This window comes from Paenibacillus sp. FSL R5-0912 (genome assembly GCF_000758605.1).
In the GTDB taxonomy this organism is placed as follows: Bacteria; Bacillota; Bacilli; order Paenibacillales; family Paenibacillaceae; genus Paenibacillus_AQ.
In genome coordinates, this window is record NZ_CP009282.1 from 1,423,407 (window position 1) to 1,437,615 (window position 14,209).

Below are 14,209 nucleotides of genomic sequence, written 5' to 3' on the forward strand. Positions count from 1 at the left end.
ATGAGGAAATTTAGTTGTTTGATTTTGATTATTATTTTACTGGCAGCAAGCTTTCCGAATGATTATGCTCAAGCTTCGAATGGCACTAAATCAAGTTCTGTCGCTGTTCCCATCACTACAGGTTTAGTAGGATCAAATAATAGTGCAAAAAGTTTTTACTTGGATTTGCCTAGCGGAGTTACCAGCTCTGCAATCTTACACAATACACTTAATTATACTGGCAATAATCAGACCATTGGAAGTATTAATATAGAGAATGGAAAAATAAAAGTTACTTTAAAAGGTACGGAAAATAAAAAAGTTCTTGAAAAAGTTAAAGGGTATAGGGCTTCTTTTGAAGCAATGTACAAGACTGAAATCTACAATTCAATATGGCTGTATTCAGATGGAAGACGTTGGCAAATTAATGAATATGATGAACGTAATGATCGAATGAAGACAAAAGATGTAACAGCTACCGATGATTATCCATCACAAAATCCTCCATCTATAGTAGTAACAGCTGGTCCTTTACAAGATCAGCTGTATCTCAAATGGTATAACGGTTCTAAAACAGAAGATATTGATTCAAAAGATATTGTTGCATCGTCTATAAAACCAATATTACTCGAACATTCTTCATATACTAAGGGGTTACCAACATTTAAGAATGGAAGAGTAATTATAAACTATTTTATCCCCAATAGTACTCCATGGAAATCAGAACCGGATGACGGACTTTCAGGAAAAGCAGAAGGTCGGAGATATTTTGCACTGGTTACTTATTATTACGAAGCAAACGCAAACGTCACCTCCTACAGCTACGGCGGCCTAGTCACCTTCGACTACGGCCTCCCGGATGAAGCAACGCTCACCGGGGCAGCTATTCTTGAAAAGCCCTCACCCAACCCTGTGAAATTTGAGGAAAAGGACGTACCGGTGCAGATCAACCTGAAGGGGGAGTTGTTGGCATATAAAGATTCGTCTAACATCGAAGAATGGGTGTTTTATGCTAAAGAAAAAGGAAATGAGAGTTCGCTGAAAACGCTAAAGGATTATTCTAAAACCCTTACGGCCGCCAAAAAGATTGATTTTACCATTCCAAAATCAAAAGTGAAATCTCCTAGTATCACACAGGAGTACGAATTAAGTGTAGTCGTGAGGTTCAAGAAACCCGTTGTAACCAAAACGGGAACCATCACTTCATTGAAGGAGTCCTACAACGTTAAAGCCGGAGTGTATACAACTCCAACTCCTCCAGGCGGGGACTTTCCAGGACCAACTTCTCCTCCAAATCCTCCGCGAGAGCTGAAGCCGCCGATTGCCCTTATCTCAGCGCCAAAGACGATTAAGGCAGGACAAGAGTTTGAAGCCAGCGGCGCAGGCTCTTTTGATCCGGACGGCTTTATCAAGAGCTATTATTGGGACACGACGAATGCTATAGGAGAATTGACGGATCGGCCGCGGGGGACCCTTTGGTACGATAAGGAGCATTTGGGCGAGCAGTCGCTGGCACTTACGGTTTTGGATGATGATTCAATGTCCGGGAGCACCAGTACTGAAATTACGGTCATTGAGCCGGTTCCGAATGCGTCCATTTATGCTGAAGGAACCTTGAAACAGAACCGGAAGGTCATTATTCGCAGTTATAGCAGCAGCCCTACACATTACCCGTTGGTAGATTCTAAAACTAAAATCACCATCACTGCCGTTTCTGGGGGGGCTAATGCAGACATAAAATACAGCGGGTCGCTGAATGGCGTGCCAAGTAAAGATGTACTGTTTAAAAAGCCAGGCAGATATAAAGCAACAATCTATGTCGAGAATACCCTGGGGCTGTCTGCGAGCAGCGAAGTGTCGTTTGATATTGTACCGGATGAGAAGCCCTTTGCTTACTTCACACTTCCTGGATCCGCGTACCGTAACCCTGCAGATGGCAATCAGGCGACGATCTCTATCGATGACATGTCCTATTCTCCGGATAAAGACATTGTGGCCCGGAGGCTATGGGAATATCGCTACGATTCGAATAACAACGGAAATTTTGCAGATGAGAGCTGGGTCATCTTTAGTAACGAGAATTTAGATCACCTTAATCTTAAAGTGCGGGATGTTGGACAATACCTGGTACGGCTCACTGTGTTTGAAGAATTTGGGCAGCCAACCATAGATGAATTTGTTACCCAGGATGATCGCCAATCGAACAACTCAGACGTTACACAAAATACCATTGAGCGAATCTTTAAGGTTAAAAATCAGGCGCCAGATGTGGATTGGTCATGGTAGAAAGGAAAGAATATGCAGAAATTTAACAAGGCACTCTCAATATTCATGGCTGCTGTTTTACTGCTTCTAACATGGCCTGAAGCTTTGCCGGGAAAGATGCGGGTAGAGGCAGCGGGTGATTCCAATGTAATCAACTATATCGATATACATGTTAAGGCATTTAGCGATACTAGGTATTGGGAACCATATATGGGGGGAATCGGAGATGTAACTCTTGATATGCCAAGTTTTACGCTTAAAAATGTCCGATTTGACCTAACAACTCTTATATTTGAATATGATGTTGTTCTGGATGCACCAATTATAATGAAATCGTCAAATAAGGATTGGTATTCTGACTACTGGAGAACTAGATTTGCGAGCATTTCCACAAGTTTTAGTTCGCCAACAAAGAGCGCTACAGTTAATTATAGGGAATGGTTAGTAAATGAGTTCCCGGCTACTCAAACATATAATACATTGAGTCTATCAGGACCACCTACGAGTCAGGTGAGTGTACCATGGGATCGGGAACTTCCTACCAAGTTAGATATTATGGTATGGGCAAGAGATAGTCATTGGTATAACAGTCCTACGAATGGTTGGGCGAATGCCGCCCAACGTTATATTTACGATGTGCCGTTAATTATCAATTCAGCTCCAAGTCTAACCGTAACGACTCCGAGTGAACAGCAGCTAATCAACGAGCCTGGCTTCAGCGGAATGAACATCGAAGGATACGTACGCGATGTGGACAATAACGATTTGGTGGTCAGTGCGGAGATCCCGAATGTGTTCTATAAGAAAGTAACCATTCCGCAAGCTTTATATAATAAACCATTTTCCATACCCATCGACGTTTTGGCAGACGGTATACCTCCAGGGCGTCATACGATCACTGTCAAAGTCGTAGATCCCTACAACTTCAAAGACGAGAGGACGCTACATGTAAATGTGTCCTACAGGTTAAGGAATAAGTCATTTATCTTAATCAATACACCTGTAGACATTTCGACATCCTACACAGATTATGAAGGGGACCCGAAGGTTCAAGACAGGTACCGGTATGATCATGACCCGAACTTTTTTGACAATTCAATGGGAATCATTGGTGACAGTGGTCTATGGCGAAATTCAAAGTACCAGTCATTCCCCTACAGCGGGGTGTATGTGGCCACCTTCCAGGCTCGGGATAATCCGAAAAGTGATGATCGGTTCGATGAATACCGGCTATGGAGCCGCGATAATTTATCATCCATGACGTTTCATGTACACCGGAAGCCAATTGCTCTGTTTAGTGCGAAGCTAACGGGAGGATGGCTGCAAATCACAGATAGCTCCTACGATCTTGATCATATCAAGGCGTATAACAAGGGGTTGATGGATTGGCAATGGCAATATAAAAAAAACGAATCTGAAATGTGGATGGACGGGCAACCGCCTGCACAGCTGCCAACAAACGAGCAATATGATATCCGGCTACGTGTGCGTGATGTGGACGGAGAAAATGGAGCAGGAGTTTGGAGTGACTGGTGTGTGCGTACTGTTGGCAATGGGGGGAATCTCCCACCGGTTGCACTCTTTACGGTAGATCCCAACATTGTATCCTATCGTAAGTCTACGACGGTCACAGACAAGTCCTCTGATCCGGATAATGATCCGCTTGATGTGTATAGCTGGACGGTGGTTAAGGACGGCTGGCAGCAGGTATGGAGTCATTGGGGCGGGGCAACTACACCTCCGAATATTGCCGCCTACGGGGTGGGGACTTACCAGTTAACCTTACAGGTCCACGATAATCGGGGGCTGTGGTCAGAACCTTACAGTCAAACCGTACAAGTCATGAACCACCCGCCTGCAGCAGCATTTAATATGCCATCTGAAGTGTACCGGGATACGTTAATTTCAATTGAGAATTTGACGCCCGATCCGGACGAGGATGGGGACGGACTGAGTTATGGCTGGAACGCACGAATCAATAACTCCGGCTATTATTATGCCAGCGGTAACCGGAGTCCGATGATGACGATCCGTGATTTAATTGCAAACTATGGCATATCCCAGCAGCAAGCAATTTCTGAGGGATGGGAAATGAGGCTTACGGCTTCAGATGGTTCGTTAAACTCGAATGCTACCCGTTTGTTTACGGTCAAGAATCATATTCCAACGGCTGAGATTAATGGACCAACGGTTGTATATCAATATGACAACAAAACCTACTATGGTGTGGATACGGATGAAGACTCGTCGGATGCGAGCAGCTTACAATACTACTGGAAGGTTACCAGTAGCGATGGAACTACAACAATGTACCGCACAGCCAATATAAATATAGATTTCCCTGACACAGGGGCCTACACCATAGAACATTGGGTAGTGGACCAAATCGGTGCAAAGTCAAACGTGGCTAAGCTGAAGGTTGATGTCATAGAAAACCAGGCTCCAGCTATCACGCTGACGGATCCGGCGGGTACGGTTACAAATCCAACTATTCTGGATGCAGAGGTGCAGGGAGATCCTCTCATTAGGTGGAACTACAGTGATCCGGAGAACGACCCGCAGGAGAAATACCGGCTGGAGTTCTTCGCGACAGACGGGCAGTTGACCAAAACAGTCGAGAATACAGATTCGACCGGCGGATTGCGGCAATATCAGGTGCCTAATCCCACCTTTGAACGGTTCTCAATTTTCAGCCTCTACGCCCGGGCTTATTCAAAAGGCTCATGGTCAGAAGTCTCCAATGAAAAAGCCTTCATCATCGATAATCCGCCGCATGCCGGTTTTAACCTGATGACGGATACGGGCCGCAATGCAGCAGCGGTGCCCATTTACCGGACGGATGTACTGCAGATTACCAGCACTGCAACCGATGCGGATATCCCGAAGGGTGACAGTATTAAACATCAATATTTTCTGAAGCCTTCAAGCGGGACGGAAGGGCTGGCCAGCGTACAGGAGAGCTTCACCAAGCAATTCACATCAAACGGAACCTTTACGCTGCGGCAAATCGTTACGGATACTCTGGGGTTATACCGGGAGCTGTCGCAGAATATCACTGTCGTGAACCGGATCCCGGCTGTGAATATTATTTATCCAACCAGCACCAACCCATCCAGTCCGACCATTGTTAGTACACTCACCCCTGTGATTCAGTGGGATTATCAGGATGAAGACGGCGATGTGCAGCAGCGCTTCAAAGTACGCATTGTTAATCTGGCAAGTGGTGCGGTAAAGGCCCAGTCTGGTGAACAGGTATCCGGGGCTAAGCAGTGGAAGGTTCCTTCCGGCACGCTTGCAGAGAATGAGAAATATGCTGTGGAAGTTGAGGGGTATGACGGGTTCGGCTGGAGTAGTGTGTCTCCGCGCAAATATATGATGGTCAATCTGCTCAGCATTAAGGGGGCTGTCCAGCACACAGAGGAGTGGAACAGTAACCGTCAGGCTTACAATTTGAATAAAAGCGGGAATGCGGAGAATCCGCGGGGGTATACTGTTTATTGGGCGGGGGAGAAATTCGTGCTGCAGGGCACGGCAACCGGATTGCCGGATACCGTTCAGGTTACAATGAGCGGAGGGTATACAGCGCAGCTGAGTCCGACCGGAAGTGACAGGACCAAGTGGATAGGCGAATTGGCAGACCCGTCGTTTGAAGAGTTGCCGGATGGTCCGGTTACGTTCACTTTTACCGCCACTAATGAATTCACGACCAAAGTCGATTCGGTTACGGTAACCATCCTGGGGGATTGGTCAGAATATTATCAGAGTCATCGCGTAAAATAACGGAACGTAGTCACTCCGTTACCGGTATCTTGTTCTTACGTGTCTATATCACGCAGCATCCTACGGGCGGAGGGGGATCGTTCAGACGATCCCCTCAGTCCGTTCTTCGTTTAAGCGGAGCATTCGTGCGGCAACCGCCCCCGGAACGGGTGAACTGGTGGTATGTAAGCTGGATGTGAAGAGAGCCACACCATTATTACGGCGCATATAATAGGAAAGTTTGCCGCTGAATATCTTGTGGGCACACAGGGACGAGGCGAAATCCTCCGGAGTTACGAAGCAGGAGGGCTTGGCCACCGGATGCACGGCCGTTTCTTCAAATACAGAGGCTACAAATTGTGAGCAGAAAAAAGCATCCTCCCTGTCGATCCGGATATTCAGCAGCACACCCACCAGGCCGAGCAGATGATATTTATAGCGCTCCTGATTCTGCATCATACCTTGAACATGATTGTACATGGTGTCATACTCTTCGGCACTGACTCTAAGCTGGTAGATGGCACAGTCTGCACTGCTGTAGAACGGATGGATAAAGTTCTCATGGATCAGTCCGGCGATAAATGGATTGTGCACTCTTTTTCTCCCGAAGCTGTAGACCTCGCGCAGTTCACTGTCAAAGGCGATCGAAGCATGATTCAGCTCTGCTTTGGTGAACCATTTAATAATTCCGCTGAAGGCCGTACCCGTTCCGGTAAGCACAACATAGATATCTCTATTTGCAGTCATCTTCGAAATCCCTTTCTGCTGGAAGTAATGGATAATCCGGTAAAAAGTATTGCTGAGGTACTTCCATCTTACTGTATAAATCAGCTTTGTAAAACAAACTTTAGTCTTAGATAGAAACTAGACTTAAGGCTAAGTCCCTCCATTCGCGGCTTGCATCCTCCCAAACCCTCCTGAAACTCTGTAAAGCTGGCGGTAGAGTGCATAGACCCGGCAGAAGCCGCTAACTATAAGCTGTAGCAAAAACAATTGGAAATGCTTCCACTTACGTGATACAATAATAGTCAAAATGACATTCTTGATTTGAGGAGGATTATTTTAATGACTGAACAAGCAAAAAAAGATCAAGCCATTCATAAAGAAGAAAACTCGACGGTGGACAACCTGGCCATCACTACGATCCGTACCCTTGCTATTGATGCGATTGAAAAAGCAAATTCCGGTCATCCAGGCATGCCAATGGGTTCTGCACCCATGGGATACCAGTTGTTCGCCAAGACGATGAATCATAACCCGGATCACCCGACTTGGGTAAACCGTGACCGGTTTGTATTGTCCGCCGGTCATGGCTCCATGCTGCTCTACAGCTTGCTCCACCTGAGCGGTTATGATCTGCCGATGGAAGAATTGAAGCAGTTCCGTCAATGGGGCAGCTTGACACCGGGACATCCGGAGTTCGGCCACACTGCAGGTGTAGACGCGACAACCGGTCCGCTTGGACAAGGTATCGGTATGGCTGTAGGTATGGCGATGGCTGAAGCGCAGCTGGGTGCTACTTACAATAAAGACGAACATAATGTAATCGACCATTATACGTATGCGATCTGTGGCGATGGCGACTTGATGGAAGGGATCTCTTCCGAGTCCGCTTCGCTTGCCGGCCATTTGAAGCTGGGCAAACTGATTGTAATGTATGATTCCAATGATATTTCCCTCGATGGCAAGCTAAACCTTGCGTTCTCCGAGAATGTGGCTAAACGTTTCGAAGCTTACGGCTGGCAGGTTCTGCGCGTAGAAGACGGCAACGATCTTCCTGCACTCAGTAAGGCTCTTGCTGAAGCTCAAGCAGACAGCAGCAAACCGACGCTGATCGAAGTGAAGACCGTTATCGGCTACGGCAGCCCGAATAAACAAGGTAAAGGCGGCCACGGCGGTACTCACGGCTCCCCGCTGGGTGCCGATGAGGCGAAGCTTACGAAGGACTTCTACAAATGGGTATATGAAGAAGATTTCTTTGTTCCGGACGAAGTGCGCGCCAGCTTTGCTGAAGTGAAGGCTAAAGGAATCGCGGCTAACAAAGCATGGGATGAGAAATTTGCAGCTTACAAACAAGCTTACCCTGAGCTTGCTGCACAGCTCGAAACTGCACTTAGTGGTGAGCTTCCAGCAGGCTGGGATGCCAATCTTCCATTCTACAAAGCAGAAGACAAAGCAGTGTCCACGCGTGTAGCTTCCGGTAGTGCACTGAACGGTCTGACTGCCGGTATCCCGCAGCTGGTTGGGGGTTCCGCTGACCTTGAGAGTTCGACAATGACTCACTTGAACGGTCTGTCCCAGTTCACTTCTGAATCGTATGACGGCCGTAATATCTACTTCGGCGTCCGCGAATTCGGTATGGCTGCGGCCATGAACGGGATTGCGCTGCACAGCGGGCTCAAAGTATTCGGAGGTACGTTCTTCGTATTCACAGATTACCTGCGTCCGGCTGTCCGCCTGGCTTCCATCATGAAGCTGCCGGTAACCTACGTGCTTACACATGACAGTATCGCTGTCGGTGAAGACGGTCCTACCCATGAGCCGATTGAACAGCTCGCGTCCCTGCGCATTATTCCAGGCCTTACTGTGCTTCGTCCGGCTGACGGCAACGAAACTTCGGCAGCTTGGGCTTATGCTATGGAGAACACGTCCAATCCGGTAGCACTGGTACTGACCCGTCAGAACCTGCCGATCCTGCCAGGAACTGTTGAAGGCGTACGCGATAACATCAAACGCGGCGGCTATGTAGTTTCTGATTCCAAGAACGGTACCCCGCAGGCACAGATTATTGCTACAGGCTCTGAAGTACAGCTGGCTGTTAAGGCTCAGGCTGCTCTTGCCGAAGAAGGCATTGATGTCCGTGTAATCAGCTTGCCGAGCTGGGATCTGTTTGAGAAACAGGACAAGGCTTACCGTGATTCCGTAATTCTGCCTGAAGTAAAGGCCCGTCTGGCGATTGAAATGGCGCAAACCTTCGGCTGGGAACGTTATACAGGCGATCAAGGCGACATTCTGGGGATCACTACCTTCGGCGCTTCCGCCCCTGGCGACACAGTAATCAGAGAGTATGGCTTCACCGTGGAAAATGTAGTCAGCCGCGTGAAAGCCCTGCTATAATAGATTGACCTAACGACAAAGGGGAGAATAAGCATATGAGTCAGTTTACGGGCGCGACAATTAAAAAAGCAGCGAACATCTATTACGACGGAAAAGTTACCAGCCGTACAGTTACTTTAGAGGACGGTACTAAGGTGACACTCGGTATTATGCTGCCTGGAGTATACGAATTCGGCACAGAAGGTCCAGAGACGATGGAAATCCTCTCCGGCAACCTTAAAGTACTGCTTCCCGGTACTGACGTGTGGAAGGACATCGACGGAACAGAAACGTTCCATGTTCCCGGCAACTCCAAGTTTGCGCTGGAAGTCTTCGCATTAACTGATTATTGCTGTTCTTACCCGATTGTGTAATTAATTATCAGAATGAAATATCCCGGCAGCCTAAGCTGCCGGGATATTTTTGTTTGTTCCACAAATCAATAATAGATGAAATAAACGGGAATCAGCTCCCCGTGCTTTTGTAATGCCTCACACCTATGCGCCAGATCAGCAGAGAGAGTCCGAGGAAGGCAGCTCCGGCGGGAAGTGAGAGGAAGCCGAGCCACTTAGGATAGTCCCAGCCGCATACTGTAGCTGCCGGATAGAAGCTGATGAACAGCATCGGCAACACAAAGCTAAACACCGATTTCAGTGCCCGTGGCATGTATGGCTCCGGGCAGCGGGTAATCTGGTAGCTTGCATTGGTCAGCAGATAAATCCAGTCGAGACCTTTAATAGTGAAGAAAGCAAGCCCTGAGGTCAGAACGAATACTCCGCAGTACATCAAGCAGCCTCCTGTCAGCGCCAGCGCCAGAATTCCGAGCCTGCCCGGCGTCAGGGAGACGCCCAGCTCCCCGAGCGCCCAACCTGCCGCACAGATTCCGGTGACAGGCCGGACCAGCCGGTGCAGATGGAATCTGGAGGCGGCAACCTGGACGAACAGAGAACGTGGACGGAGCAGCAGCCGGTCGAAATCTCCGGAGCGCAGCAGATGCCACGGGAAATAATCAAAGCCGCGGCAGAGGCTCTCGGCGAGTCCGAAGGAAGCTACAGCCAGTGAGTACACGAGGATGATATGGGCAACGGTCCATTCACCGATATTGCCAAAGCGGGAGAACAGCAGGACGGTGGCAATGGGATCAGAGACCACAACGGTTAGTACCTGAATCAGCATTAGCCACCAGCCCTTATATTCCATGCCGGACAGCAGATGCATCCGTAAATATTTGAAATAGATTTTACCTTCAGCAATCATTCGTTTGTCTCACCCTCCCTGGACGATAATGCTGTTCAGTCTACGTTTCATTATGATCCGGCCCGCCGCAATGAAGAGCATGCTCCAGAAGAACTGAAGCCCTATGCCGGGCAGCGCGGCGGACGGAGCCATGGTTCCTACATACAACTGCAACGGGATATCTGCGAACCCTCCAAACGGCTGAAGGTACAGGAAGGTCTGCATGAATTCAGGCCAGAGCCGCAGGGGGAGATAGGTGCCGGACAAGATACTGCTCACTAGTAAAAGCATATAGGTCGGCCCGTCCCCCCAAGTAATGTTTAAACGGATAGCGGTCACAAGCATGGCAAAGGCCGAGCAAAGCACAAACGCCATGACTACCGAGAGAAGAAAACAGAACAGTGCAGTTATTGAGGCTGGCCCACCCAGTGCATATCCTGCAGGCATCAGAAGACCCACAAACACGGTGGACAGGCCCCGAATCCAAGAGGTGCCGAGCTTGCCGGCAGAGCTTTTGACAAACCAGTGGGTATACAGGTTCATTGGCCGGCATAACTCGATCCCGACGTCGCCGTTGTTGATTTTGCCCAAAATCTCACTGTCGATGCTCATACTCTGCAGCACAAACAGCCCCTGGGCCAGCCACACATAAGATATCGTTTGCGGAAGTCTCAGCCCGTTATTGTTCCAAGAGCCGTTCTCGCTGTATGTATAGAACACGGTGAACAGCACACATTCCATAAGCGCCCAGAACACGCCGACCATCATGCCTGATAGTGCTGATATGCGGTATTGGAGCCCCTCGGCCATTCTGATCCGGAAGAGGGAGCCACAGGCCCGGCATGTATTTCTGAAATTCATCTTGCACCTCCTGATTGATGAGCTTAGAGACACGGGTATCCCGCCAAACGGGCTTAAGTCAAAGCCAAATCATTGTACATGGCAGCAATCATCGCATCTGTGTTGACCTTCATAACGACCTCAGGTGCATATTTCTCTTGTAGACCGGCGAGTTTTCCGTCATAGAGCAGTTGGCCGTGCCCAATCACCATGACCCGCTCGCATAAGGCCTCAATGTCATCCATGTCGTGAGTGGTCAGCAGCATCGTAACCCCGTGCTGGCGGTTCTCTGCCTTTAAAAAATTGCGCAGTGCGAGCTTCGATACCGCATCGAGTCCTATGGTTGGCTCATCCAGAAACAGAATTCTCGGCCGGTGCAGGAGCGCCGCCACCAGTTCACAACGCATCCGCTGCCCCAGCGATAGTTGTCTCACCGGTATCCTTAATAGTGTTTCCACACCAAGAGTTGCTGTTAACTCCGAAAGTCTCAGCCTGTAGTCTCCGGGGGGAATCGCATAAATATCCTTCAGCACATCAAAGGAATCAGCCACAGGTACATCCCACCAAAGCTGAGAGCGCTGGCCGAAGACAACGCCGATCTTGGATACATGATCTACGCGGTGCTTCCAGGGAACTTTGCCTAAAATGGTGCATTCTCCGCTGTCCGGCGTCAGGATACCGCTCATCACCTTGACGGAGGTGGATTTACCTGCACCGTTAGGGCCGATGTAACCCACCAGCTCGCCTTCAGCAATGTCAAAACCGATTCCGCCGAGTGCCTCTACCTTTGTCACATTCCTCATAAAGGCTCCTTTCAGCAGCCCCCATTTTCCTTCGGGCCGTTTATAGACTTTAAAGCTTTTGCGGATATCTCTGAGTCTGATTTGCATCCTAGTCGCCTCCTTCGTGGAGAAGATCATATCATTACAGGGGAATAGGAAGACATCAGCGCAAAGTACCTCCTTGATCCTTTGCTTCCAGTCCGAGGGGGGGGATTCATTTATTTCCTTCGTTTTCCACAAAAATGCTTGTTATGTTGACATTTCTGTGCTACATTAATTTTATAGTTAACGCAAGGAAATTAGATGTTTTTTTGTATATGTATCTCAAATACAACCTTTAACATACCGGTGATGAGAATCACCGGTATTTTTGCGTTTTCTTATAAGAACTGAAAGATTTGATGAAACCAGTTGTTAATGCTTGCCATATAATCGGGAATTTGCTATCTTAATATAAGAACGTATGTTTGTGGATGTATACATAAGCTTTAACTATGAGGAGGCCGGAGAGGGCTGCTCCAGGCAGTGAAGAAAATGATCGAAGTGTTGATACCTGACGAACATCTGCAGCTGGAGCAGGAGGAGCTGTTCGGGATGATGACCCGAGAATGGCTGACCAGAGTAAACCGCGCCAGTTAAGGGCTCATTCCGCGGTAATCCGCTCATATTCCCAGATGCTCTCATTGTTCTCAATGTCCTGAATTTCTCCAGTCCGGACGAATCCGTGCTTCTGATAGAAGTAATGATTCCGGACTGCCCAGGAAGGTGTATCCAGTGTCCATTTCTTCGCCGCAGGATAGCTTGCATACAGGAAATGAAATGCCTCATGCCCGAGACCCTGATTCTGATACAGCGGATCGATGAAGATCCGGCCCAAATGGCACTCCTCTTCACTTACCGGGATGATAATCATTCCGCCGATAATCTGGCTGCCTTTCAGGAATTTATAATAATGGCTCTTGTTCATCTGCTCTGCCTGCCAGGTCACGGAATCGTAGCCGGGAGGCCCGTCTTCTTCTTTGTTCTGATAACGCCGTGCATCTTCATCGAATGTTCTTTTCTGTACATCAGCCAATGCTGAAGAATCTTGCGGTTGGGCTAATTCAATGGATAGCATTTCATATTCCTCCTAAGGGATGTGTAATTGTACCGCCGGGCTTTATTCTATGCAGTTGTAGAGAATTCTGCCGTTATATTGGTTACAGTATCCTAATTAGAGTTCTATGCATAATGCTGCACAAGAAAAGACGCAGCCTGTGATCCGGCTGCGCCTGAAGTGGGAAGTCTGTTATTCCTTGCCGGTTGCGCCGCCGATCTTCTGGCCGATCCAGTCTTCGTAAGATTTCACCACAGCAGACAGGTCCTCATCCCCGTAGCCGTGATTGAAGCCCGCCTGGAACATACTTTTGGCGACACCAAGCATAGGGGAAGGTACGCCGGTGGAATCGCTGAGCGAGGATGCCAGCTTGAGATCCTTGAGCATCAGGGCAAGGGAGAACTGGTTGCTGAAATCATTATCAATAATCTTCTGTCCCTTCAGCTCAGCCTGCTTGCTACCTGCCGATCCGTTCTTCACCAGCTCGAGGAACTTATCTGCGGGAACACCTGATTTCACGGCAATGGAGAAGCCTTCGGCGAGTGCGACATTATGAATGCCGACCATGGCATTGTGAGCGAGCTTGGCTACGGCACCGCTGCCGTTAGCACCCATATGCAGCAGCAGTCTGCCCATGGAGTCGAAGATATCACGGTGCTCTTCAATCACAGCGGCGCTGCCGCCAACCATGAAGACCAGTGTGCCTTCGATAGCCGCAGGTTTGCTGCCAGTTACCGGAGCATCGAGGAAGCTTCCGCCCCGTTCTTCCACGGCTGCGGCAATTTCCTTCGCAAGCCCGGGCGAGATGGTGCTGGAATCCACAACGGTGGTTCCCGGTTGAAGGGTAGCCAGAATACCGTTATCACCGTAGAATACTTCCCGGATCGAATCATCATTACTGATCATGGTGATAATAACATTCTTGCCTTCAGCCGCAGCCTGCGGAGTTGCGGCAACCTTCGCGCCTTCCTGCTCCAGAGGTCTGCATTTCTCTGCTGTGCGGTTGTACACCGTAACCTCAAAGCCGCTGCGCAGCAGGTTAGACGCCATAGGCGCTCCCATCGTTCCGAGTCCGATAAAGCCGATCTGTTTCATTTCATTTCCACCTTTGCTCTTTGAGATCATAATATAGAAACTAAGTTTGTCTACATTCTAT

The 14,209-nt window shown here is 48.6% G+C and carries 10 protein-coding genes; 4 read left to right on the top strand and 6 right to left on the bottom strand.

Translation table 11 applies throughout. From position 1 onward, the window contains the following. Together R50912_RS06210 and R50912_RS06215 are read left to right on the top strand one after the other, a co-directional pair. A complete protein-coding gene (locus tag R50912_RS06210) occupies nucleotides 1-2,265 on the top strand; it encodes a hypothetical protein (RefSeq protein ID WP_042233243.1) in 2,265 nt (754 codons plus the stop codon). A 489-nt stretch (nucleotides 2,266-2,754) separates the two neighbouring features. Then, entirely contained in the window at nucleotides 2,755-6,024 is a 3,270-nt protein-coding gene (locus R50912_RS06215) for a hypothetical protein (RefSeq protein WP_197073044.1), read from the top strand. Nucleotides 6,025-6,105: 81 nt separating this feature from the next. Here the strand turns inward: R50912_RS06215 and R50912_RS06220 are convergent, their stop codons facing one another. Continuing rightward, a complete protein-coding gene (locus tag R50912_RS06220) occupies nucleotides 6,106-6,750 on the bottom strand; it encodes a hypothetical protein (RefSeq protein WP_197073045.1) in 645 nt (214 codons plus the stop codon). A 318-nt stretch (nucleotides 6,751-7,068) separates the two neighbouring features. On the opposite strand from R50912_RS06220, the gene tkt reads away from it, so the two are divergent. Together tkt and ppnP are read left to right on the top strand one after the other, a co-directional pair. Continuing rightward, nucleotides 7,069-9,120 carry a transketolase gene (gene tkt / locus R50912_RS06225; protein WP_042233247.1) on the top strand — a complete coding sequence of 684 codons (2,052 nt, stop codon included), beginning with the start codon at nucleotides 7,069-7,071 and terminating at the stop codon, nucleotides 9,118-9,120. A gap of 35 nt (nucleotides 9,121-9,155) precedes the next feature. Beyond that, nucleotides 9,156-9,473: a pyrimidine/purine nucleoside phosphorylase gene (gene ppnP / locus R50912_RS06230; RefSeq protein WP_042233249.1), complete on the top strand. Its 318-nt coding sequence runs from the start codon at nucleotides 9,156-9,158 to the stop codon at nucleotides 9,471-9,473. A 91-nt stretch (nucleotides 9,474-9,564) separates the two neighbouring features. Here ppnP and R50912_RS06235 read toward each other — a convergent pair whose 3' ends face one another. The 5 genes from R50912_RS06235 to R50912_RS06255 form a co-directional block, all read right to left on the bottom strand. Beyond that, the gene (locus tag R50912_RS06235; protein WP_042233251.1) at nucleotides 9,565-10,356 is read right to left on the bottom strand and encodes an ABC transporter permease; all 792 of its coding nucleotides are present in this window, start codon (nucleotides 10,354-10,356) and stop codon (nucleotides 9,565-9,567) included. 9 nt (nucleotides 10,357-10,365) lie between these two features. Beyond that, complete coding sequence (locus R50912_RS06240) at nucleotides 10,366-11,196, bottom strand: ABC transporter permease (protein WP_042233253.1); 831 nt, start codon at nucleotides 11,194-11,196, stop codon at nucleotides 10,366-10,368. A gap of 53 nt (nucleotides 11,197-11,249) precedes the next feature. Beyond that, the gene (locus tag R50912_RS06245; protein ID WP_231637790.1) at nucleotides 11,250-12,065 is read right to left on the bottom strand and encodes an ABC transporter ATP-binding protein; all 816 of its coding nucleotides are present in this window, start codon (nucleotides 12,063-12,065) and stop codon (nucleotides 11,250-11,252) included. Between the two features lie 535 nt (nucleotides 12,066-12,600). Continuing rightward, the gene (locus R50912_RS06250; RefSeq protein ID WP_042233257.1) at nucleotides 12,601-13,074 is read right to left on the bottom strand and encodes a GNAT family N-acetyltransferase; all 474 of its coding nucleotides are present in this window, start codon (nucleotides 13,072-13,074) and stop codon (nucleotides 12,601-12,603) included. A 171-nt stretch (nucleotides 13,075-13,245) separates the two neighbouring features. Further along, the gene (locus tag R50912_RS06255; protein ID WP_042233259.1) at nucleotides 13,246-14,148 is read right to left on the bottom strand and encodes an NAD(P)-dependent oxidoreductase; all 903 of its coding nucleotides are present in this window, start codon (nucleotides 14,146-14,148) and stop codon (nucleotides 13,246-13,248) included. Nucleotides 14,149-14,209: the final 61 nt, after the last annotated feature.